General features: G+C 72.6%; 21 protein-coding genes and 1 pseudogene. 13 read left to right on the top strand and 9 right to left on the bottom strand.

What is annotated here, in order from left to right; genetic code table 11:
- Positions 1–64: 64 nt before the first annotated feature.
- Positions 65–1,051, bottom strand: coding sequence for an aldo/keto reductase family protein (locus ACZ60B_RS33410; protein WP_469393719.1), 987 nt, complete (start codon positions 1,049–1,051; stop codon positions 65–67).
- A gap of 53 nt (positions 1,052–1,104) precedes the next feature.
- Positions 1,105–1,293 carry a hypothetical protein gene (locus ACZ60B_RS33415; protein ID WP_469393721.1) on the bottom strand — a complete coding sequence of 63 codons (189 nt, stop codon included), beginning with the start codon at positions 1,291–1,293 and terminating at the stop codon, positions 1,105–1,107.
- A 157-nt stretch (positions 1,294–1,450) separates the two neighbouring features.
- Here ACZ60B_RS33415 and ACZ60B_RS33420 point away from each other — a divergent pair, with 157 nt between their 5' ends.
- Positions 1,451–1,975 (top strand): P-loop NTPase family protein, encoded by a 525-nt coding sequence (locus ACZ60B_RS33420; protein ID WP_469393723.1) that lies wholly within the window; start codon positions 1,451–1,453, stop codon positions 1,973–1,975.
- Positions 1,976–2,046: 71 nt separating this feature from the next.
- Positions 2,047–3,939, top strand: a complete 1,893-nt coding sequence (locus ACZ60B_RS33425; protein WP_469393725.1) for a hypothetical protein — start codon at positions 2,047–2,049, stop codon at positions 3,937–3,939.
- A 97-nt stretch (positions 3,940–4,036) separates the two neighbouring features.
- Here ACZ60B_RS33425 and ACZ60B_RS33430 read toward each other — a convergent pair whose 3' ends face one another.
- Positions 4,037–4,402, bottom strand: coding sequence for a DoxX family protein (locus ACZ60B_RS33430; RefSeq protein ID WP_469393803.1), 366 nt, complete (start codon positions 4,400–4,402; stop codon positions 4,037–4,039).
- 107 nt (positions 4,403–4,509) lie between these two features.
- Here ACZ60B_RS33430 and ACZ60B_RS33435 point away from each other — a divergent pair, with 107 nt between their 5' ends.
- Entirely contained in the window at positions 4,510–4,887 is a 378-nt protein-coding gene (locus ACZ60B_RS33435) for a winged helix-turn-helix transcriptional regulator (RefSeq protein WP_469393727.1), read from the top strand.
- A gap of 304 nt (positions 4,888–5,191) precedes the next feature.
- Here the strand turns inward: ACZ60B_RS33435 and ACZ60B_RS33440 are convergent.
- Positions 5,192–5,584, bottom strand: a pseudogene (locus tag ACZ60B_RS33440) (VOC family protein); the annotation flags it as partial.
- A 138-nt stretch (positions 5,585–5,722) separates the two neighbouring features.
- Here ACZ60B_RS33440 and ACZ60B_RS33445 point away from each other — a divergent pair.
- Positions 5,723–5,935 carry a hypothetical protein gene (locus tag ACZ60B_RS33445; protein WP_469393729.1) on the top strand — a complete coding sequence of 71 codons (213 nt, stop codon included), beginning with the start codon at positions 5,723–5,725 and terminating at the stop codon, positions 5,933–5,935.
- A 46-nt stretch (positions 5,936–5,981) separates the two neighbouring features.
- Here the strand turns inward: ACZ60B_RS33445 and ACZ60B_RS33450 are convergent, their stop codons facing one another.
- Positions 5,982–6,884 carry a LysR substrate-binding domain-containing protein gene (locus tag ACZ60B_RS33450; protein ID WP_469393732.1) on the bottom strand — a complete coding sequence of 301 codons (903 nt, stop codon included), beginning with the start codon at positions 6,882–6,884 and terminating at the stop codon, positions 5,982–5,984.
- Positions 6,885–6,954: 70 nt separating this feature from the next.
- Between ACZ60B_RS33450 and ACZ60B_RS33455 the strand changes: the two genes are divergently transcribed.
- The 3 genes from ACZ60B_RS33455 to ACZ60B_RS33465 are packed head-to-tail and all read left to right on the top strand — an operon-like array spanning position 6,955 to position 9,532.
- Complete coding sequence (locus ACZ60B_RS33455) at positions 6,955–8,148, top strand: thiolase family protein (RefSeq protein ID WP_469393734.1); 1,194 nt, start codon at positions 6,955–6,957, stop codon at positions 8,146–8,148.
- The gene (locus ACZ60B_RS33460; protein WP_469393736.1) at positions 8,145–8,840 is read left to right on the top strand and encodes a 3-oxoacid CoA-transferase subunit A; all 696 of its coding nucleotides are present in this window, start codon (positions 8,145–8,147) and stop codon (positions 8,838–8,840) included. Before ACZ60B_RS33455 ends, ACZ60B_RS33460 begins: the two co-directional genes overlap by 4 nt.
- On the top strand, positions 8,837–9,532 hold the full coding sequence (locus tag ACZ60B_RS33465) for a 3-oxoacid CoA-transferase subunit B (RefSeq protein ID WP_469393738.1): 696 nt from the start codon (positions 8,837–8,839) through the stop codon (positions 9,530–9,532). Before ACZ60B_RS33460 ends, ACZ60B_RS33465 begins: the two co-directional genes overlap by 4 nt.
- A 264-nt stretch (positions 9,533–9,796) precedes the next feature.
- Here ACZ60B_RS33465 and ACZ60B_RS33470 read toward each other — a convergent pair whose 3' ends face one another.
- Complete coding sequence (locus ACZ60B_RS33470; RefSeq protein WP_469393740.1) at positions 9,797–10,375, bottom strand: TetR family transcriptional regulator; 579 nt, start codon at positions 10,373–10,375, stop codon at positions 9,797–9,799.
- An 85-nt stretch (positions 10,376–10,460) separates the two neighbouring features.
- On the opposite strand from ACZ60B_RS33470, the gene ACZ60B_RS33475 reads away from it, so the two are divergent.
- From ACZ60B_RS33475 to ACZ60B_RS33485, 3 genes are all read left to right on the top strand, one after another.
- Entirely contained in the window at positions 10,461–11,393 is a 933-nt protein-coding gene (locus tag ACZ60B_RS33475; RefSeq protein ID WP_469393742.1) for an SDR family oxidoreductase, read from the top strand.
- 299 nt (positions 11,394–11,692) lie between these two features.
- Positions 11,693–13,762, top strand: coding sequence for a galactose-binding domain-containing protein (locus ACZ60B_RS33480; RefSeq protein WP_469393744.1), 2,070 nt, complete (start codon positions 11,693–11,695; stop codon positions 13,760–13,762).
- Between the two features lie 67 nt (positions 13,763–13,829).
- Positions 13,830–14,441: a TetR/AcrR family transcriptional regulator gene (locus ACZ60B_RS33485; protein WP_469393747.1), complete on the top strand. Its 612-nt coding sequence runs from the start codon at positions 13,830–13,832 to the stop codon at positions 14,439–14,441.
- Positions 14,442–14,467: 26 nt separating this feature from the next.
- Here the strand turns inward: ACZ60B_RS33485 and ACZ60B_RS33490 are convergent, their stop codons facing one another.
- Together ACZ60B_RS33490 and ACZ60B_RS33495 are read right to left on the bottom strand one after the other, a co-directional pair.
- Positions 14,468–15,667, bottom strand: a complete 1,200-nt coding sequence (locus ACZ60B_RS33490; RefSeq protein WP_469393749.1) for a cytochrome P450 family protein — start codon at positions 15,665–15,667, stop codon at positions 14,468–14,470.
- A 111-nt stretch (positions 15,668–15,778) separates the two neighbouring features.
- Positions 15,779–16,726 (bottom strand): LLM class flavin-dependent oxidoreductase, encoded by a 948-nt coding sequence (locus tag ACZ60B_RS33495; protein WP_469393806.1) that lies wholly within the window; start codon positions 16,724–16,726, stop codon positions 15,779–15,781.
- Positions 16,727–16,831: 105 nt separating this feature from the next.
- Here ACZ60B_RS33495 and ACZ60B_RS33500 point away from each other — a divergent pair, with 105 nt between their 5' ends.
- The 3 genes from ACZ60B_RS33500 (at position 16,832) to ACZ60B_RS33510 (ending at position 21,245) form a co-directional block, all read left to right on the top strand.
- Positions 16,832–17,326, top strand: coding sequence for a MarR family winged helix-turn-helix transcriptional regulator (locus ACZ60B_RS33500; RefSeq protein WP_469393751.1), 495 nt, complete (start codon positions 16,832–16,834; stop codon positions 17,324–17,326).
- A gap of 169 nt (positions 17,327–17,495) precedes the next feature.
- Complete coding sequence (locus ACZ60B_RS33505) at positions 17,496–18,356, top strand: DMT family transporter (RefSeq protein ID WP_469393753.1); 861 nt, start codon at positions 17,496–17,498, stop codon at positions 18,354–18,356.
- 183 nt (positions 18,357–18,539) lie between these two features.
- Entirely contained in the window at positions 18,540–21,245 is a 2,706-nt protein-coding gene (locus ACZ60B_RS33510) for a SpoIIE family protein phosphatase (protein ID WP_469393755.1), read from the top strand.
- Here the strand turns inward: ACZ60B_RS33510 and ACZ60B_RS33515 are convergent.
- Positions 21,242–22,447, bottom strand: coding sequence for a PP2C family protein-serine/threonine phosphatase (locus ACZ60B_RS33515; protein ID WP_469393757.1), 1,206 nt, complete (start codon positions 22,445–22,447; stop codon positions 21,242–21,244). The two genes, ACZ60B_RS33510 and ACZ60B_RS33515, sit on opposite strands and share 4 nt — an antisense overlap.
- Between the last annotated feature and the right edge of the window lie 112 nt (positions 22,448–22,559).

Consider the following 22,559-nt stretch of genomic DNA (forward strand, 5'->3'; position numbering starts at 1 on the left):
CCGAGGCGCGCGGAGGGGGCCGCTCCGGTGCGGAGCGGCCCCCTCGGGCCGGTGGCGGGACGGGTCAGACGCGGCCCGCCTTGGCCGGGTCGCGCTCCACGACGGGGCCGAGGACGCCGTCGACGGCCTCCATGAGATCGGCGTCCAGCTTGATGCCCGCCGCCTTCACGTTCTCCGTGACCTGCTCGGGCCGCGAGGCGCCGATGATGGCGGCGGAGACGTTGGGGTTCTGCAGGACCCAGGCCACGGCCAGCTGGGCCAGTGACAGCCCGGCCTGATCGGCGAGCGGCCGGAGCCGCTGGACGCGCTCCAGCACCTCGTCCTGGAGGAACCGGCCGACGAACGTCGCGCCGCCCTTCTCGTCCGTGGCCCGGCTGCCCGCCGGCAGCGGGGCGCCGGGCGCGTACTTGCCGGTGAGGACACCCTGCGCGATGGGCGACCAGACGATCTGGCCCAGGCCCAGCTCCTCGCAGGTCGGCACGACCTCGTCCTCGATCACCCGCCACAGCATCGAGTACTGCGGCTGGCTGGAGACCAGCGGGAAGTGCAGCTCCCGGGCGAGCGCGTGGCCCTCGCGGATCTGGTCGGCCGTCCACTCGGAGACACCGATGTACAGGGCCCTGCCGGAGTGGACCACGTCGGCGAACGCCTCCATGGTCTCCTCCAGCGGGACGGAGGCGTCGTAGCGGTGCGCCTGGTACAGATCGACGTAGTCGGTCTGGAGCCGGCGCAGCGAGTTGTCGATGGACTCCATGATGTGCTTGCGGCCCAGGCCGCGGTCGTTGGGGCCGGGACCGGTCGGGAAGTAGACCTTGGTGAAGATCTCCAGCCCCTCCCGCCGCTCGTCCTTCAACGCCCTGCCGAGGACGGCTTCGGCGCGGGTCTGGGCGTAGACGTCGGCGGTGTCGAAGGTGGTGATCCCCGCGTCGAGGGCGGCGCGCACACAGGCGAGCGCCGCGTCCTCCTCGACCTGGGAACCGTGGGTGAGCCAGTTGCCGTAGGCGATCTCACTGATCATCAGGCCGCTGCGGCCGAGGTGACGGAACTCCATGCCGCGACCCTACTTCCGGACCACGGCAGGTGACCGGACCGTCGTGCGGGTGCCTACCGCTTCCGCGCCCGACAGAGCTTCATCAGCGCGGTGATCCGCGCCGGGTCCGCCCGCCCGTTGAGTTCGGCCACGAGGTCGTCGGGACAGAGGTCGTAGAGATCGCCCCACCATCTGCGCCCACGGTTGTCCCAGATCCGGTAACCGCCCGGCACGCCCCGGGCGACGTAACGTCTTCTGCTCACAGTCCCCTTGTCCCGGCGCCGATCGTGGTGTCGTCGAGTGGGCCGTCCCCGACGCGTGACCCTACGCGGACCGCGGCCGGACGGCTAGGCGACAAGCGGCCCCGTGCCTGGCGTTCGCCGCTGCGGCCGTTCCCGGGCGTCAGGATAGGGTGCGCAGGTGGAACGGGTTCTGGTGGTGGGGGTGACGGGGGCGGGCAAGTCCACGCTCGCCCGTGTCCTGGGCGGCCGACTGGGCCTGGCCTACCACGAGATGGACGCGTTGTACTACGACGGACCGGACTGGGCGGTGAACGGCCGGCTGGTCGAGGACGTGTCGCGGCTGACCGCGCAGCCTCGCTGGATCGTCGACTCGATCGGTGCCGCCGAGGTCCGCGACCTGCTGTGGGAGCGGGCCGACACCGTGATCTGGCTGGACTATCCCAGACGGGTCGTCATGCCCCGCGTACTGCGCCGCTCGCTCCGCCGGAGCGTCACCCGCGAATCCCTCTTCGGCGGCAACCGGGAGAGCTGGCGGGGCTGGCTCAGCAGGGAACACCCGGTCCGGTGGTCGTGGTCCCAACATGCCGCCCGGCACCGGGAGATCGGCCTGCGCACCCGCGACCCCCGCTTCGCCCCGCTGCGCACGGTCCGCCTGGGCCACCCCGACGAGACCACCGCCTGGGTCGAAACGCTCGGCCGTTGAAAACCGGCGCGCGACAGCGCACGCTGCTGCCCGAGGCCGGCTCGTCCCGGTGAGCGCAGAGGGGGACTTCCGTGGCGGACCATGACGACGCGCCGGCCGACTGGGACGCCGGCGAGCGCCGTATGTGGCAGGCGTACCGGCGGGGGGAGTGGTGCGTCGGCGTACCGGAGGTGCGCGGCGCCGTCGTGCGGATGCTGCTGCTGTCCCCGCCGCCCCCCGTGCCCGGACACCTGGCCCGGCTGCGCCTGCGCGGCGTACACGTACGAGGGCGGCTGGACCTGTCGGAGGCCGCCCTGCGCGGGACCGTCCGGATGCGCCGCTGCCGGTTCGACGAAGCGCCACGACTGGAGGGCGCGCAACTCGAGGCGTTCGAGCTCGGCGAGTGCCGGCTGCCCGGCCTGCGGGCCCACAGCGCCCGTGTCGCCCAGGAGTTCAAGGTCGACAAGTGCACCGTGGACGGCACCCTGGACCTGCGCTCCCTCACCGTCGGCACCGTGCTCTCGCTCCAGGACACGACGATCCGCCCCGCGCCGGGCGAGGCCGCCGTCACCGCTCAGAGCGTCGCCGTGGACGAGTACATGTGGGCCCCGGGCCTGGACTGCACCGGCCCGGTGCATCTGAACAACGCGCGGGTCCAGGACACGCTCGTCTTCCGTGGGGCGGCCATAGGCGGCCCCGACGGCTGTCTCCAGATGTCCGAGATCACCGTCGGCGGCGGCCTGTACCTCGGGCGCGGCTTTTCCTGCGCCGGTATGGTCAACCTGTGCGGGGCCTCGGTCGGTGCGACGGTGGAGCTGTCCGACGCCACCCTCGCCGGTCCCGGCGCCGGCCCGGGGCGCTACGCACTCCATCTGGGCTGCGCGCAGATCGGCGGCGACATCCAGGCGGACGGCGGACTGGTCGTCGACGGCCCGGTCACCCTCGCCGACACCTCGATACGCGGCAGCGTCGTCCTGGAGGGCGCCCGGCTGAACTTCCCCGAGGGCACGGTGCTCACTGCGGAGCGCACCCACATCGGCGGCGACCTCGACTGCCGCGGCGGGACGACCGCGCACGGCACCGTCGACCTGTGCGACGCGCGGATCGGCGGTTCGATCCGGCTGGAGGCCGCCGAACTGACCGCCCCGGACAGCGGCAGGACCGCGCTGCGGGCCAACGGGGTAGACGTCGGCGGCGTGGTGAACCTCTGCGACGGCTTCACCGCCCACGGCGGCATCCGCCTCAACAGCGCCACGATCCGCAGCACCCTGTGCCTCGCCGACGCGCTGCTGGACACCGCGCCCGGGGAAGAGGCACTCACCTGCCGCGGAGCCACCGCGGCCGTGCTGCGGCTGGAGCCGCGGGCCACCCCCTCGGGCATCGTCGACCTCAGCCGCCTCAGGACGGTGCTGCTCAAGGACGAGCCCGCCACCTGGCCGGCCTCCCTCGTCGTGGACGGCGCGGTCTACGACGACATCAGCCCCGCCCTGCCGGCCGCGCGCCGCCTGCCCCTGCTGCGCCGGGACCCGAACGCCTTCACACCCCAGCCGTACGAGCAACTCGCCGCCGTCTACCAGCGCCACGGCCAGGACGCCGACGCGCGGACCGTACTGGTCGCCAAGCAGCGCGCCCTGCGCGCCACCCTCGGGGTGCCCGCCCGGCTGTGGAGTCTCCTCCAGGACGCGACCGTGGGCTTCGGATACCGCCCGCTGCGCGCCGTGTGGCTGCTGGCCGGTCTCCTGGCGGCCGGCTCGGCACTGTTCGCGACCTGGCCGCCGCGGGCGGTGGCCGACGGCCCGCATCCGGCCTTCCAGCCGGTGATCTACACCCTCGATCTGCTGCTCCCGCTCGTCGACCTCGGCCAGGAACGCGTGTTCAGCCCGTCCGGCGCCATGCAGTGGACGGCGCTCGTCCTCGTCGGCAGCGGCTGGCTGCTGGCGACCACCGTCGCCGCCGGAGCGAGCCGCGTGCTGCGCAGGACCTGAGTCCGGGAGGGACCTGAGTCCGCGTCGGGCCGGTCTTCGCGTCGGGCGGGGCTCCGCGTCGGGCGGGCTCCGACCGGCCCGGACGCCCGCGGGTACGTCAGAGCCGTACGGCCGCCAGCCAGGCAGCGGCCACGGCGGCCACCAGCAGCGCGATGTTGAGCCCGATCAACCGGGCCTCGCCGCGCGAGACATGGAGCACGATGCCGCCGCACTGGACCAGGACGAGCCCGATCGCCGCGGCGACGGCGAGCCAGGGCGTGATCCCGGTCAGCGGCGGCAGTATCAGACCCGCGGCGCCGAGGACCTCCAGTGTCCCGATCAGCCTGACGGCCGGCATCGGGACCCGGTCGACCCAGCCCATCATCGGCCGCAGCCGCTCCTGGCTCTGGAGGACCTTCTTGCCTCCGGCGTAGAGGTAGAACACCGCCAGCAGCGCGGCGACGATCCAGTACGCGATGTCCATCATGATTCCTTGCGTGGTAAGTACCTGCTCCGAGGCGCCTCATCATGGGTGACCGCCGAGAGGCTTACAAAAGGCACACGGATGTGCGTCACGCACAGGGAGTCGTCATGTCGGAGTACGAGCACACGTGCATGATCCGCGGAGACGGCGGGCGGACGATCCGTGCCGTGCTCGACCGGATCTGCGACAAGTGGACGCTGCTGATCGTGGTGACCCTGGAGCAGGGGCGCCTGCGCTTCACCGACCTCCAGCGGCAGATCCCGGGGATCTCGCAGCGGATGCTGACGCTGACCCTGCGCAACCTGGTGCGGGACGGCCTGGTGTCGCGCACGGCGTACGCGGAGGTCCCGCCACGCGTCGAGTACGCGCTGACCCCCACCGGGGAGAGTCTCATCCCGCCGGCGCTCGCGCTGGCAGGCTGGGCGATCGAGCACATCTCGGAGATCGAGGCCAGCCGGGCCGCCCACGGTGACCGGGCCGGGTGAGCGCGGACCGGCGTGATCAGGCCGGATCGCGGGCAGTCGACGCCCTGCTGCGCATAGCGCCGTACGACCGCGTCACGCCAGTCCTGCCAGGTGTCGGATCGCCCAGGTGCGGCTCCTGGTCCTCCAGGACGCGTTCGGCCTCGCGGGCGGCCACCGCGAGCAGCAGTTCCTCACGGGCGCACCTCCAGAGTGGACCTATGGGTCCATTTCACGCGGGCGGCCTCTCCTGCGCGACGCGCGTGCCCCGCGCGTCCTGCCCCTGCCCCTGCCCCTGCCCCTGCTTCGCGTTCGGTGCCTCCTGCACGTCCTGCGGGTACCAGCGCAGCTCGACGGTGTTGCCGTCCGGGTCCCGGACGTACACCGACTGCGCCTCGCCCCGGGCGCCGTACCGGCCGACGGGACCTTCCAGCACGGTGAAGGTGCCCGAGGCGATGACCTCCCGCCAGTCCAGCGGCTCGACGACCAGACAGATGTGGTCCACGTTGGACTCGGCGCGCGGCCGCCCGAGCAGGTCGATGATCGTGGTCGCGTTGACCCGCACCGAGGGGAACGGGACGTCACCGGCCCGCCACTCGGCCACCCGCACCGGCGTCAGGCCCAGGGGCCCGCAGTAGAACTCCAGGGAGCGCTCGACGTCCTCCACGTTGAGCACCAGATGATCGAAATCCTTGACGCGTACGTGCCCTTGACCTCGCATGTACCCATCCTGCCCCCGGCCCGGGGACGGTTCACCACGGCCGGTCCCGGGGTCGGGCACGTTCGTCGCCGCCTCCAGGCAGGCCCGCCTCCAGAGGGAACGGCGGGGCGATGCCGCGCGACGGCGTAGCCTCCCGGCATGAAGTCCGTCATCACAGACATCGACGACCAGGTACCTCCGGACAACGGCCTGAAGTGCAGCATGCACGACGGCAACAGCCCGAACTGCACCGGTCAGGTCGTCGCCATCGTGACGTTCGACGACGCCGGGGCCTCGGACAACCACTGGAAGGTGTGCTGGTGGTGGTTGGAGAACAACCCTGACGCACGCGCCTTCCGGGAAGGCCGGTGAATCACGAGGCCCCGGAGGACACGACGGTCCTCAGGGGCCTCCGCGTTCACGACGTCCCGGGCGCGGGGCGGAACAGTTGCCGGATCACCTCGACCGTTCGCAGGAGGTGCGGCTCGGTCCGGTCGGCGCGGTGGGCGACGGCCAGCTCGACCGTGCCGGCCGGCTGGACGAGCGGCCGGTAGACCACCCCGGGCAGGGTCAGCGCCGTCACCGGCTCGGGCGCGACGGCCGCCCCGAGTCCGCCCGCCACCAGGGTGATCAGCGTCGACGTCTCGCCGACCTCGTGCCGGATCCTGGGCTCGACCCCGGCCTCCCGCAGCATCCGCAGGACGACGTCGTACATCACGGACCGGCGGTCCGCCGAGTGCACGATCAGGTCGGTGCCGGCGAGGTCGGCGGCCCGCACCCGCGACCGCCCCGCGAGGGCGTGGTCGGCCGGCAGCGCCACCACCAGCCGGTCGCGGCGCAGCAGCCGTACGGCGAGGGAGGGGTCCGCCGCCGGCGGGCGCAGCAGCGCGACGTCGATCGCGCCCGTGCGCAGGCCCTCCGCCTGGTCGGGGGCGAGCATCTCGCCGCGGAAGGAGAAGTCGACCCCCGGCAGCTCCGCCGACAGGTGCCGGGACAGCGTGGGCAGCAGGCTGTACGTCGCCGACCCCACACAGCCGATCGCGACCCGGCCGACGACACCGGCCGCGACCCGGCGCGCCAGGTCGGCCGCCTCGTCGACCTCGGCCAGGATCGCCCGCGCCCGCTCCAGATAGGCGCGACCGGCCTCGGTGAGGTCCACCCGGCGCGTGGTGCGGTGCAGGAGCTGCACTCCCAGCTCGGTCTCCAACTGGCGGACGGCCTGCGACAGCGGAGGCTGCGCCATGTGCAGCCGTTCGGCGGCCCGGCCGAAGTGGCGCTCCTCGGCGACCGCGACGTAGTAGCGCAGGTGGCGCAGATCCATATCGCACACCTCTCAATCACTCGCCATATGGATACTTCACCCTATCGGCGGCCGCGCCTACGGTGGCAGGGTGAGTGCATACCTCTACGCCGCGACCCGCACGCCGTTCGGAAAGTTCAACGGCGCCCTGGCCGGCATACGCCCCGATGACCTGGCCGCCACCGCGATCACCGGACTTCTCGCCCGGACCCCAGACCTCGACCCGTCGGCCGTCGACGAGGTCGTCTGGGGCAGCGCCAACGGCGCGGGGGAGGAGAACCGCAACGTCGGCAGGATGGCCGCGCTGCTGGCGGGCCTGCCCACGAGCGTGCCGGGCACGACCGTCAACCGGCTGTGCGGCTCGTCCCTCGACGCTGCCATGGCCGGCTCGCGCACCATCGAGACCGGCGACGCCGACGTCGTCCTGGTCGGCGGTGTGGAGTCGATGACCCGGGCGCCCTGGGTGCTTCCCAAGCCGTCCCGCGGGTTTCCCGCGGGGGACGTGACGGCGGTGTCGACCACGCTCGGCTGGCGGCTGGTGAACCCGCGGATGCCGAAGGAGTGGACCGTCTCGCTGGGTGAGTGCAACGAGCAGCTCCGGCAGCGGTACGGCGTGAGCCGCGAGCGCCAGGACGACTTCGCCGCCCGCTCGCACCGGCTCGCCCACCAGGCCTGGGAGAGCGGCTTCTACGACGGTCTCGTCACGCCGGTGGAGACGCTGACCCGGGACGAGGGCATCCGTCCCGGGTCGACGCCGGAGGTGCTCGCCGGGCTCAAGCCGTCGTTCCGCCCCGACGGCACGATCACCGCGGGGAACTCGTCACCGCTGTCGGACGGGGCCTCGGCCCTGCTGATCGGCAGCGAGCGCGCCGCCACCGCGATCGGCCGCGAGCCGCTCGCCCGGATCGCCGGGCGCGGCGCGAGCGCCCTCGACCCGCAGGACTTCGGCTACGCCCCGGTGGCCGCGGCCGACCAGGCGCTGAAGAGGGCGGGCATCGGCTGGGAGCAGGTCGGCGCGGTCGAGCTGAACGAGGCGTTCGCCGTGCAGTCGCTGGTCTGTGTCGACACCTGGCTCGGGAACGGACTGCGCGATCCCGAGCTGGTCAACCAGAAGGGCGGCGCGATCGCGCTCGGGCACCCGCTGGGCGCCTCGGGCGGCCGCGTCCTCGGCACGCTGGCCGCCGTGCTGCGCGAGCGCGGGGAGCGGTACGGCGTCGCGGCGATCTGCATCGGCGTGGGCCAGGGCCTGGCCGTCGTCCTGGAGAACCCGGAGGCCGGGGCATGAGCCGCGCACGAGTGCTGGAGAGCTGCGACGAGGCGGTCGCGGGCATCGAGGACGGCTCCACCGTCCTGGTCGGCGGCTTCGGCTTCGCGGGCATGCCGTTCGACCTTCTCGACGCCCTCATCCGGCAGGGCGCGAAGGACCTCACCGTGGTGTCCAACAACGCGGGCAACGGCGAGGTCGGTCTGGCCGCGCTGCTGAAGGCGGGCCGGGTGCGCAAGGTCGTCTGTTCGTTCCCGCGACAGTCCGACTCCCAGGTCTTCGACGGGCTCTACCGGGCCGGGAAGATCGAGCTCGAGGTCGTGCCGCAGGGCAACCTGGCGGAGCGGATGCGCGCGGCCGGGGCGGGCATCGGCGCGTTCTTCTGCCCGACCGGGGTCGGGACCCCGCTGGCCGAGGGCAAGGAGACCCGCACCATCGACGGCCGCGACTACGTGCTCGAGTACCCGATCAAGGGCGACTACGCGCTCATCGCCGCGCACCGCGCCGACCCGATGGGCAACCTCGTCTACCGCAAGACCGCCCGCAACTTCGGGCCCGTCATGGCCACCGCCGCCGCCACCACGATCGTGCAGGTCGGCGAGGTCGTCGGGCTCGGCGGGATCGACCCGGAGACGGTCGTCACGCCGTCCATCCACGTCGACCGGATCGTCCAGGTCGAGACCCGCCACCACATCGTCCAGGGGGCACGATGAGCACCTCACCCCGTCCGACGCCCACGACGGCCGGTGTGGTCGAGCATCTCGACCGCGGGCCGCTGTCCACGGACGAGCTCGCCGCCGTCATCGCCCGTGACATCCCCGAGGGCTCCTACGTCAACCTCGGCATCGGGCAGCCCACCAGGATCGCCGACCATCTGCCGCCCGACCGCGGGGTCGTCCTCCACACCGAGAACGGCATGCTCAACATGGGGCCGGCCGCGGTCGGCGACGGGATCGACCCGGACCTCACCAACGCGGGCAAGGTGCCCGTCACCGAACTGCCGGGCGCGGCGTACTTCCACCACGCCGACTCCTTCGCGATGATGCGCGGCGGCCACCTCGACGTCTGCGTGCTCGGCGCGTTCCAGGTCAGCACCACCGGCGACCTCGCCAACTGGCACACCGGAAAGCCCGACGACATCCCCGCCGTGGGCGGCGCCATGGATCTCGCCATCGGCGCGAAGGACGTCCTCGTGATGATGACGCTCTTCACCAAGACCGGCGCGCCCAAGCTGGTCCCGTCCTGCACCTACCCGCTCACCGGTCTGCGCTGCGTCAGCCGGGTCTACACCGACCACGCGACCTTCGACATCACGCCGGACGGCGCGCTCGTCCGCGAAACGTGGGGGAGCACGGCCGCCGACCTGGCGGCGCGCCTCGACGGCGTCGTCGTTCCCCGCGGCTGACGACGGTCCGGTCCGGCGGCCGCCTCGGGCGGCAGCGCCGGACCGGACCACCGGAAGTCTCCTTCGGGTACCACCGGAAGCCTCCGGCCGACGCGTGCGGCACGCGCTGCGCACGACGTGCTCACGGGTGGCGGCGAGACTCCCGGGCCCGTCACCGATCCTGGCCGGCGCCCGCCCCCGAGCCTGGCCGCGGCCCGTACCCGAGGGCCTGGCCGGCGCCCGCCGCCGAACCCCTCGCTGAGCCTGGCCGCCGTCTCGAGCCCGTCACCGATCCTGGCCGCCGCCCGCCGTCACGGCCTTGAGCGCGTCCAGCGACTCCCGCAGCAGCGGCGCCATCTCGCGCTGCTCGCCCGGCGCGACCCAGCGTTCGAAACCGACCTTGAAGACGGCGAGGCCCGCCTCCGCGGTCAGGCTCGCGGCCGGCTCCGGGACGCCGCGCCCGCGCAGGGTGTCGGCGAGCGCGGCCGACAGCGAGGCGAGTTTGATCAGTTCGCGCTCCTGGAGTTCCGCGTTCGCGGCGATCAGGGCCTGACGCTCGCGCGCGAAGTCGCGGCGGTCGACGAACATCTCGGCGGCCGCGTCCAGCCCCGCCGCCAGCGCGTCGATCGGCGGCGCGGACGGCGGAGCCTCGGCGACCGCCCGCACGAACAGGTCCTGCAAGGACGGAGTGCCGCCGAACAGCACCTCGCGCTTGTCGGCGTAGTGCCGGAAGAAGGTGCGTTCCGTGAGCCCGGCGCGTCTGGCGATCTCCGCCACCGTCGTCTGCTCGAACCCGCGCTCGCCGTAGAGCTCCAACGCTGCCTTGGCCAAGCGCCCGCGAGCGTCCGGCTCCCATCTACCCATGGCCGGATTCTACGTGACGACAGTCGCTGACATCAGTGCTAGGTTTGATGACAGCAACTGACATCAAGAGTCTGGGGTACTTCCCATGCGTTTCTTCGTGACCGGCGCGTCCGGCTGGATCGGCTCGGCCCTCGTTCCCGAACTCCTCGGCGAGGGGCACCAGGTCGTCGGCCTCGCCCGTTCCGAGGCCTCCGCGGCCGCGCTCGCCGCGGCCGGGGCGGAGGCCGTCCGCGGCACCCTCGACGACCTCGACGTCCTGCGGGACGCGGCCGCCGCCTCGGACGGGGTGATCCACCTCGCCTTCAAGCACGACATCGCCTTCAGTGGCGGTTTCGACAAGGCCGCCGAGGCCGATCGCCGGGCCGCCGACACCTTCGGTGACGTGCTCGCCGGCACCGACCGCCCCTTCGTCCTGGCCTCCGGGGTGGGAGGCGTCGCGCCGGGGCGCGTGGCGACCGAGCGGGACATGCCCACGGCCGAGGAGGGTCCGGTCGCGCTGCGGGCGGCCACCGCGGCCGCGACGCTCGCGCTGGCCTCGCGCGGAGTGCGCTCGTCCGTGGTGCGGCTCTCGCCGACCTGCCACGGTGACGGGGACAACGGCTTCATGGCGACCCTGGTCGCCACCGCCCGCGCCAAGGGTGTCTCCGGCTACCTCGGCGACGGCGCCAACCGCTGGCCGGCCGTCCACCGCGTCGACGCCGCACGGCTGTTCCGCCTCGCGGCCGAGCGGGCCCCGGCCGGGTCGGTGCTGCACGGTGTCGCCGAGGAGGGCGTCGCGATCCGTGACATCGCCGAGGTGATCGGCCGGCACCTCGACGTGCCGACCGTCTCCGTGGCCCCCGAGGACGCCGCCGGGCACTTCACCTGGCTCGCCGGCTTCCTCGGCGCCGACTTCCCGGCGTCGAGCACCCTGACCCGGGAACTCCTCGACTGGCGGCCGAGCCGGCCCGGCCTCCTCGAGGACCTCGACAAGGGCCACTACTTCGACACCGCCACGGCCGCGGGGCCCACGGACTGAGCTGCTGCCGCGGCACCGGACGGAGGCGGTCCGGCCGCGCGCCGACCGCCTCCGCCGTCCCGGCCTCCTCGCCGCGCCCCCGGCCGGTCTCTCGACCCTTCACCCCCGCACCCGTCCGCACCCGTCCGCGCTCGGCCCACCGCGCGCTCAACAGGTCGACCGTCCCGGACTCTTGACTCGGTATGCGCCGCTGGTCATGCTCGTCGCAAGTTTTGCGCCGGTCATGACAATCCAGGCCGGGGTCCGGGGAGACCTCGCACGGCCTGACCCGTCGACCGTGCCATCCCCCCGACCAAGGGATGTGGGCAGTGAGCAGGACTGGACGCACCTACCGCGGACGCCGTCACGTCACCGTTGTCTCCTTGTTCTTCCTCGTGCTCGTCATGGCCCTCGGCCCCACGCCGAGCTCGGCGGCCGGCACCGACTGGTGGATCCCATCGGCACGGCCCGCGCCGGACTCGCAGATCGGCGTCACGGGCGAGCCGTTCAAGGGCGTCGACGCCCAGGGAGAGGTACGGGGCTTCGTCGACGCGCACGACCACCTGATGGCGAACGAGGGCTTCGGCGGGCGGCTCATCTGCGGCAGGCCGTTCTCCGAAGCCGGGATCGCCGACGCGCTCAAGGACTGTCCCGAGCACTACCCCGACGGCTCGCTCGCGATCTTCGACTACATCACCCGCGGCGGCGACGGCAAGCACGACCCGGTCGGCTGGCCCACCTTCAAGGACTGGCCCGCCCACGACTCGCTGACCCACCAGCAGAACTACTACGCCTGGGTCGAGCGGGCCTGGCGCGGCGGCCAGCGGGTGCTCGTCAACGACCTCGTCACCAACGGCGTGATCTGCTCGGTGTACTTCTTCAAGGACCGCGGCTGCGACGAGATGACGTCGATCCGGCTCCAGGCGAAGCTCACCTACGACCTCCAGGCGTACATCGACCGGATGTACGGCGGCACCGGCAAGGGCTGGTTCCGGATCGTCACCGACAGCGCCCAGGCCCGCGCGGTCATCGAGCAGGGCAAGCTCGCGGTGGTCCTGGGGGTGGAGACGTCCGAACCGTTCGGCTGCAAGCAGATCCTGGACGTCCCGCAGTGCAGCAGGGCGGACATCGACGCCGGACTCGACGAACTGTACGGGCTGGGCGTGCGCAGCATGTTCCTGTGCCACAAGTTCGACAACGCGCTGTGCGGGGTCCGCTTCGACGAGGGCGGTCTCGGAACGGCCATCAACGTCGGGCAGTTCCTGTCGACCGGCACCTTCTGGAAGACCGAGAAGTGCACCGGCCCCCAGCACGACAACCCCATCGGCACCGCCGCCTCCGCCGCGGAGAAGGACCTGCCCGCGGGCGTGGCCGTCCCCGCGTACGCCACGGACGCGCAGTGCAACAGCCGTGGCCTGACCGACCTCGGCGAGTACGCCGTACGCGGCATGATGAAGCGCAAGATGATGCTGGAGATCGACCACATGAGCGTCAAGGCGGTCGGCCGGGCGCTCGACATCCTGGAGGCCGAGTCGTATCCCGGCGTGATCTCCTCGCACAGCTGGATGGACCTGAACTGGACCGAACGGGTCTACGGCGTCGGCGGATTCATCGCCCAGTACATGCACGGCTCCGAGGGGTTCAGCGCGGAGGCGAAGCGCACGGAGGCACTGCGTGACAAGTACGACGTGGGCTACGGCTACGGAACGGACATGAACGGCGTAGGCGGCTGGCCGGCACCGCGCGGCGCCGACGCCGCGAACAAGGTCACGTACCCCTTCAGGAGCGTCGACGGCGGTTCCCTCATCGACCGGCAGACGACCGGACAGCGGACCTGGGACCTGAACACCGACGGAGCCGCGCACTACGGCCTCGTCCCGGACTGGATCGAGGACATCCGGCTGGTCGGCGGCCAGGACGTGGTGGACGATCTCTTCCGGGGCGCCGAGTCCTATCTCGACACCTGGGGAGCGGCGGAACGGCACCGGGCGGGCGTCGACCTGGCCAGGGGCGCCGCGGCCACGGCCAGTTCGGCGGAGTGGAACCCGTTCACCAGTTACGCGCCGGGCCGGGCGGTGGACGGCACCCGCGACACCCGCTGGGCCAGCGACTGGAGCGACGACCAGTGGCTGCGCGTCGACCTGGGCGACACGTACCTGGTCAGGCGCGTCACCCTCGACTGGGAGCGCGCGTACGGCAAGTCGTACCGTATCGAGCTCTCCACCGACGGGACGACCTGGCGGACCGCGTGGTCCACCGACTCCGGTGACGGCGGCCTGGACACCGCCCGGTTCACCGGCGGCCCGGCCCGCTACGTCCGGATCCACGGCCTGGACCGCGGCACCGACTGGGGGTACTCGCTCTACGAGGTTGGCGTGTACGGAAGTTGACCACGGCCGTCGGTCCACGGCTGATCCCGGTGGGCCACGGGCGGCGACAAGTGCGAAGGGCTCACGAATGGCACGGATGCCGTCGGCCGAACGACGACGACAGCTGACGGAAGCGGCGATCAGGGCGATGACCCGGGACGGCGTCGACAGGACGACGACCCGGTCCATCGCCGCCGAGGCGGGCGTGTCGCTGAGCGTCTTCCACTACTGCTTCGACTCCAAGCAGGCCCTGGTGGAGTCCGTCATCACGACCATCACCGACCACTCCGTGAGCGTCGTCAAGGAGGCCCTGCGGCCCCGCGACACCCTGGAGGAGACCGTGCGGGCGGGGTTCCAGGCGTACTGGGACCACGTCCGCGCCCACCCCGCCGAGCACATGCTCACCTACGAGCTGACGCAGTACGCCCTGCGCCGACCGGAGTTCGCGCACCTGGCCCGTCGGCAGCACGAACTGTACGGCGAGGTCTACGCCGAACTCATCGGCAGCCTCTGCCGCGACATGGGCCTCCGGCTCCGCGTGCCCCTCCCGGTCCTGGCCCGCTACCTGGCCGCCACGACCGACGGACTGACGCTCCACTACCTCGTGCTCGGTGCGCAGAGCGACTGGAACGGCATCCTGGACACGGTCACCGCCCATGTCGTCGGCCTGGTGCAGGACGAGGTCCGGCCGGCCCCCTGACCGGCCGGCGACGTCGTGGCGCCGTCCTACGCGCCGAACCGTACGGGCAGGCTGCGCGGACCGCGGATCAGCATCCCCGACCGCCAGGTGATCGCCGCGGGGTGGATGTCCAGCGTCAGGTCGGGACAGCGTTCCAGCAGGCTCCTGATGGCGATACGCGCCTCCAGGCGGGCCAGCGGCGCGCCCAGGCAGTAGTGGATGCCATGGCCGAACGCCACATGGCCGCGGGCGTCACGCGAGATGTCGAAGCGGTCGGGGGAGGCGAAGCGGGCGGGATCGCGGTTGGCGTCCGCGATGGCGACGAGGACGAGTTCTCCGCCGGACGGGATCACCGTGCCGCCGATCGTCACCGGCTCGGTGGTGAAACGGAACGTGGGGGTCTCCACGGGACCGTCGTAGCGCAGCATCTCCTCGACGGCGGTGTCGATGAGCGAGAAGTCCGCGCGTAGGGCGGCCAGTTGATCGGGATGGGTGAGCAGGGCGAGCACGCCGTTGGAGATGAGGTTCACGGTCGTCTCGTGCCCGGCGACGAGCAACAGCCAGGCCATGCCGACGAGTTCCTCATGGGTCAGCCGGTCGCCGGTGTCGTCCGAACCGTGGATCAGCGCGCTCAGCAGATCCTGACCGCCGGCCTGTTCACGCTTGCCGTCGACCAACTCTCCGATGAATCGCGCCATCGAGGTCGCGGCGGCCTTGCGCCGCTCGGCGTCGGTGGCGCCGAGCGCGTCGTTCGACCAGGTCCGGAAGGACTCCCGGTCCAGGTCCGGGACGCCGAGGAGTTCACAGATCACCGAGATGGGCAGCGGGAAGGACAGCGCCTCGACGAGGTCGGCGCGCCCGTCCGGTGCGGCGAGCATCCGGTCCAGCAGCGCGTCGGTGGTCTCCTGGACGCGCGGGGCGAGTCCGTCCACCCGGCGTGGCGTGAACTCCCGGGCGACCAGCCTGCGCAGCCGGGTGTGGTCGGGCGGGTCGGCCCTGAGCATGTGCGGGCCGGAGGACACGGCGCCCAGCGGAAGGGCTGGGGACGCCTTGCCCCAGTCCTTCGAGAGCCGGGGATCGGCCAGCGCGGCACGCCCCTCCTCGTGTCCGACGACGAGCCAGGCCTGCGCACCCCCTTCCGGCATCCGGATCCGGTGCACCGGACCCCGGGCCCGTAACCTCGCGTAGACGGGATACGGGTCTCGGGTGAAGGACTCACCGAGCGCGGCGAGATCGACGATGCTCAAGCGGTACCACCTCACTGGGCTGGCTGGGCCGATGGGACGCGCTCCGGCCGGAGCGGCCGGAGCGGCGCGGTGAGCGGACGGTGACGGCGGTCGGGGCGAAACCCGTCGACTCTAGCGCGTCCGGTGTCGTCCGAGGGCCCCCGTCATCTCGCGGACGGGCGTGATGATCTCGTCGACGAGACGGCGTGCCGCCCGTGGCGGGTAGGGGCCGCGCAGACCGAGGACGATGTGGGTGAAGCCCGCCGCGACGAGCCCCGCGACGGCCTCGCGGTCCGTGGCCGGCCCGTCGTGGGAGACGAGGTACTGCACCGAGCGGACGAGCGTGCGCGGATCACGGCCGACGGCCGCGCAGTGGCCGTCCAGCACCCGCATGCGTTCGGTGATGTGCTCCGGTGAGTGGTGCGGCGGCCCGGGAATGTTCCAGATGTCGGCCTCCTCGGCGACCAGGCGGAGCGTCCTGGTTCCCCAGCCGCCGATCAGCAGCGGCGGGCCGGGCCGCTGTACGGGCTTCGGGTGGTTGCGGTTGCCGGTCAGGGTGTAGTGCTCGCCCCGGAAGTCGAAGACGTCCTGCGTCCACATGCCCTTGAGGACGGCTATGGTCTCCGCCAGGCGGGCGATGCCCTCCGCGGGCGGCACCAGGTCGAGGCCGTAGGCCGCGTACTCCGCCACCGCGGGGTTCGCTCCCGCGACACCGGCCGTCCCGGGCGGCTGCACGGTGCCGCCCACACCGAGGCCCATGACCAGACGGCCGCCGGAGATCACGTCGACCGTCGTGGCGATCTTGCCGAGCACGGCGGGCGGCCGGATCCGGTTGCTCGTCACCAGCAGACCCAGGCGCAGCCGACGGGTCCGGGCCGCCAGGGCGGCGAGCAGGGTCCACCCTTCGAGCACGGGTCCGTCCGCGGGTCCCGCGACCGGCATCAGGTGGTCCCACAGCCAGGCGTCCGCGATCTCGGGGAGGTCGTCGGCCTCCTGCCAGACCCGCTCGATCGCTTCGTAGGGCACGTGCTGGGGAGTGGTCTTGATCCCGAACGTCACCGGGCCGTACTGCTGCGGCATGGCTGTCACCCGCTTCTTCTCGGTGTGCCGTCACCCTGACGGCATATCGTCAGCATAGCTAATCATCAGCAACACTGACTATCAGTCTGTGGATACACTGGTGCCGTGACCCACGACGACGGCTCGGACGACGGCTCGGCGGTTCTCGCCGGCCGCCTCGGATACCTGCTCAAGCACGCGCAGCTGCGGCTGGCCGAGGAGTCCGCCCGTGTGCTGGCGCCGTTCGGCGTCGACGGCCGCGAACTGGCGGTCCTCGCCGTGCTCGCGGGGGACCGTCCGCTGTCCCAGGCGGAGGCGGCGGCCGTGCTGGGCGTCGACCGGACGACCATGGTGGCGCTCGTCGACACGCTGGAGGGGAAACGGTTCGTCCGGCGTCGCCGCAGCGACCGGGACCGGCGCAGGAACATCGTGGAGCTGACGCCGGAGGGCCGGGAGCGCTTCCGTGCCGCCGAACGCGCCCGTCTGGAGGGGGAGCGCCGCTTCCTCGCCCCGCTGTCCGGCCCGGACGCCGACCACCTGATGAGTACCTTGCGGGCCCTCGTCGAGCGCGGTGAGCGGGGCGGTGCGGAGCAGGGCGCGTCGGCGGACCGGAGCGAGTGAGCGGACCGGTCCCGGCACCCGGGGAGGCCGGGCGGTCGGATCTTCCGGCGTGACCGGCGGCCGGTCCGCGTGGTGCCCGGGTGGCCGGTCCGCGCGGCGCCCGAGTGGTCGGGTCGCCGCCGGTTTCCGAAACTGGGGCGGGGGCCGTCTCGCGGACAGGTGACCGAAGGTGATCGAGCTGGCTGCGGTGTTCGCGGTGGCGGGCGCCCTGAGCAATGCCACCGGGACCGCGTTCCAGCGCAAGGCCGCGTCGGTCAGTGACCGGAGCGGGCTGCGGCTGTTGCTCGAACTGGTGCACAAGCCCGCATGGCTGATCGGCATCGCGGGCGTGGCCGGGGCCGCGCTCTTCCAGGCTCTCGCGCTGGTGAACGGACCGCTCGCACTGGTCCAGCCGCTGTTCATCCTGGAACTGCCGTTCGCCCTGCTCATCGGGGCGCGCCTGATGCGCCGCCGACTGCCGGGCACGGGCTGGCGCGGGGTGTTCGCCGTGGTCGTGGGCCTCGGTCTCGCCCTCGCCGCGGCCGCACCGCACGGGGCCGGCAACCAGGCCGCCGTCGTCCGCTGGGTGCCCGCCCTCGTGCTGTGTCTGGGCGCGATGGGCGTGGCCGTGGTCGTGACCCGGCCGGGGCGTCCGGCGGCCTTCCGGGCCGCGGTGCTGGCGGCGGGCGCCGCGATCGGCAACGCCCTGACGGCCGCGCTGCTCAAGTCCGCGGCGGGCACCTTCGCGGACGACGGCCTCCCGGCGTTTCTCCGCTCCTGGCAGACGTACGGGTTCGCGCTCACCGGGATCGCCGCCGTCCTGCTGCTGGAGAACTCGCTCCAGGCCGGCCCGCTGGCCGCCGCCCAGCCGGCGCTGACCATCGGGGACGCGGCGGTGAGTCTCGCGCTGGGGATGTTCCTGTTCGGCGAGGAGATCCGGACCGGCTGGTGGCTGGTCCCCGAAGCGCTGGGCGCCGCGCTGATCGTGCTGGGCGTGGTGGCCCTGAGCCGCGCGGTGCCACGGGTCGGGCCCGCCACGCGCGAGGGCTGACCCGTACCGCGCCGTGGTTCGGGCCCACCACGCGGCCCGGCTGACCCGTGCCGAGCCATGGTTCGGGCCCACCGCGCGGGACGGCTGACCCGTACCGCGCCGCACGGGGATCCGGGGTGGGCGCCGGTCACCCCCTCGGGTGCGGACATGGCCCCTCGGGATCACCAGTGCTACAAAGGTCACATGGCGAATCGTTTCGCCGATTTTCGCGGCCGCTGGCTCAGACGCCTGGCCGGCAAGAGCCCCCGCAGTGTGGCGGGGCAGGTGCTGGTGCTCCAAGCGGCCCTGGTCGTCCTGCTCGTGGCCTGCGGTGTGCTGGCCGTCTTCCTCCAGTCGGACCGGGACACCAAGGCCGAGGCCCAACGCCGTTCCGTGGCGGTGGCCCAGGCCTACGCGCACTCGCCCGGCGTCCTGGCGGCCGTGCAGAGCCCGGACCCGACCAAGATCCTTCAGCCACTCACCGAGGCGGGGCGCAAGGCGGCCGGGGTCGATTTCATCGTCGTCATGGACACCAACGGCATCCGTTACACCCACCCGCTGCCGAGCCGGATCGGCAAGCGGTTCGTCGGCGACATCGGACCCTCGCTGAACGGACAGGTGTACACGGAGAGCGTCCGCGGTCCGCTGGGCCACGAGGTGCAGGCCATCGTCCCGGTCGAGAACTCCGAGGGCCACGTGGTCGCCCTGGTGGCCGCCGGACTGAAGGTCAAGAACGTCACCCACGCGGTGGACCGGCAACTCCCGATCATCCTGGGCACCGGGATCGCGGCACTGGTGCTGGCCACCGGCGGCACGATCCTGGTGGCCAGGCGGCTGCGCCGGCAGACCCACAGCCTGGCCCCGGACGAGATGTCCCGCATGTACGACCATCACGACGCGGTGCTGCACTCCGTACGCGAAGGCGTGCTCATCGTCGGCGGCGACGGACGGCTGCTGCTGGCGAACGACGAGGCCGGCCGACTCCTGGAACTGCCGCCGGACGCCGACGGCCGGTTCGTGAGGGAGCTGCCGCGCCTCACCCCCGAGCTGCGGTCGCTGCTCGCGTCCGGCCGCGAGGCCACCGACGAGGTGTACTTCGCGGGGGAGCGCCTGCTCGCGGTCAACCAGCGGCCCACGGACCGCGACGGCGGCCCCAAGGGGACGGTGGTGACCCTGCGCGACTCCACCGAACTCCAGGCGGTGACCGGCAGGGCCGAGATCGCGCGCGAGCGACTCAAACTGCTGTACGACGCGGGTCTCGGCATCGGCACCACCCTGGACGTGCTGCGCACCGCTGACGAGCTGGCGCACGTGGCGGTTCCGCGGTTCGCCGAGTACGTCACCGTGGACCTGGCCGACGCCGTGCTGCACGGCGAGGAGCCGGGCGCCACGGCGACCGGCATGCGCCGCACGGCCGTGTACGGGGTCCGGGACGACCATCCGCTCTACGAGAAGGGGCGGCTGATCGACTTCGTGCCGTCCACCCCGCAGGCCCGCGGCTACGGCCGGGGCCGTGCCGAACTGGTGGCCGACCTGACGACCGCCACCGGCTGGCACGCCCAGGACCCCGAACGGACCCGGCAGATCCTCGACTACGGCATCCGGTCGCTCATCGCCGCCCCGATCCGGGCCCGCGGTGTGGTGCTGGGCATGGCCAACTTCTGGCGCTCCACGCAGCACGAGCCCTTCGACGAGGAGGAGCTGTCACTGGCGGAGGAGCTCGTGGCCCGTGCCGCGGTCAGCCTCGACAACGCCCGCCGCTACACCCGCGAGCACGCGCTGGCGGTCACCCTCCAGCGCAGTCTGCTGCCCAGGGCCCTGCCCGAGCAGAGCGCGCTGGAGGTCGCGTACCGCTACCTGCCCGCCCAGTCGGGGGTCAGCGGCGACTGGTTCGACGTGATCCCGCTGCCGGGCGGCCGGGTCGCGCTGGCCGTCGGCGACGTGGTCGGCCACGGCCTGCACGCCGCCGCCACGATGGGGCGGCTGCGCACCGCGGTGCACAACTTCTCCGCACTCGACCTGCCGCCCGACGAACTGCTCAGCCATGTCGACGACCTGGTCGGCCGCATGGACCAGGAAGAGGCGGACACCGAGAGCGCCGCGGGCGTCATGGGCGCCACCTGTCTGTACGCGATCTACGACCCCGTGACCCGCCGCTGTGTCATGGCACGGGCGGGGCACCTGGCCCCGGCGCTCGTGCGCCCGGACGGCACCGTCACCTTCCCCGACCTGCCGGCCGGGCCTCCGCTGGGCCTGGGCGGCCTGCCGTTCCAGACCGCCGAGCTGGAACTCGCCGAGGGCACCCAGCTCGTCCTGTACACCGACGGACTCATCGAGGACCGCAGACGCGATCTGGACGTGGGCATGCAGATGCTCGCCGACGCGCTGGCGGGTCACCCCGAGCGGACCCCCGAGGAGAGCTGCCGGGCCGTACTGGACGCGCTGCTGCCCGGCCGCCCCAAGGACGACGTCGCCCTGCTCGTCGCCCGTACCAGCGCCCTGGCGCCCGAACGGATCGCCGACTGGGACGTGCCCGGCGAGCCCGCCGCCGTCGGGGTGATGCGCGAGGCCGTGTCCCGCAAGCTCGAGGAGTGGGGCCTGTTCGAGCTCGGCTTCGCGCTGGAACTGATCCTGAGCGAACTCGTCACCAACGCCATCCGCTACGGCTCCGAGCCGATCCATGTGCGTCTGATCCACGACCGCGCGCTGATCTGCGAGGTGGCCGACGGCAGCAGTACCTCGCCGCATCTGCGGTACGCCGCGACGACGGACGAGGGCGGCCGGGGCCTGTTCCTGGTGTCGCAGATGTCCGAACGCTGGGGCACCCGGTACACCCCCCAGGGCAAGGTGATCTGGGCCGAGCTGGCACTGCCGGCGACCGTCGAGGAGTCCGGCCGGGAACCGGGTTAGCCCGGGCCGCGGCTCCCCTCGTGGCTGCCGTGCGTGCCGTGCACCCCCTGCACCCCCTGCACCCCCTGCGTCCCCTGCACCTCCTGTGCCCCCTGTACTCTCCGGGCCTCGTGGTTGTCATGGGGCTTCCGGGGCTCCTGGGTGCGGTACGCGGCGAGGGCGGCGGTGTCGTCGTCCAGGGTCCCGCCACTGTGGGCGAGCAGGTCCTCGTGGAGCCGGTCGAGCAGCGCGCGGGGTTCGAGGAAGCCCCACGACCGGACCCGTTCGAGGAGGGGATAGAAGTTCCCGCCGTCGTCGCGGGCCTCGGTCACACCGTCGGTGTACAGCAGGAGTTGATCGCCGGGGCGGAAACGCCGCACGTCCACCCGGTGGTGGTCGTCGACCAGCACACCGAGGTTCACAGGCGGCGAGGGGTCGTCCGGGTCCAGCTCGACGACGCCGTCGTGGCTGATGAGCAGGGGCGACGGGTGACCGCAGTTGACCATCCGGACCACGGGCTCGTGATCGGGGATCTCGGCGAACACCGCCGTGACGAAGCGTTCGGCGACCTCGCTGCCGGGCGGGAGCAGGGCCGCCCTGCGGTTCATGCTGTCCTCGACCCGGCGAGCCACCGCGGCGAGGTCGGGTTCGTCGTGGGCGGCCTCACGGAAGGCGCCGACCATCGTCGCCGCCGTCTCCACCGCGACCAGGCCCTTGCCCCGGACGTCGCCGATGAGCAGGCGCACTCCGTACGGGCTGGGCACCGCCTCGTACAGGTCGCCACCGATACGCGCCTCCGCGGCGGCGGACAGGTACAGGGTCTCCACGCTGATCGGCCCGAGGCGGTGGGGCACCGGGCTCAGCAGCACCTGCTGCGCGGTCTCGGCCACGGAACGCACGGACGCCAGGGTCCGTTCCCGACGGATCCGGTGGGCGGCGAGGGTCGCGCCGAGCACCCCGAGCAGGGCGGTACAGATGTAGGCGGTCACATAGTGGCGGTCCCACAGGTACCCCACCTCGCGGCCCGCGCAGCACGGCGTACCGGCCAGGACGGCCTCGAACCCGACGGCGAACACCGTGACGGCGGCGACGGCGACGGGACCGTAGGCGAAGGCGGTGATCACGGGGAGGGCGGTGAGCAGGAAGCTCACCGGCCACTGCACCGGGGTGAGGGGTTCGAGAGCCAGGATCACGACGACGTAGCCGGCCGGGAGCCAGCGCACCCACCGAGGCTCCGTCCCCCGTCGCTGCCTCGCGTCGTCGTCCCCGGGCCGCCCACCGCGGTCCCGGCGGAGGGCCCTGCGGATCCGGTCACGCGGCACGAGAACTCCCGGC

The organism is Streptomyces sp. NPDC104096 (assembly GCF_055584385.1).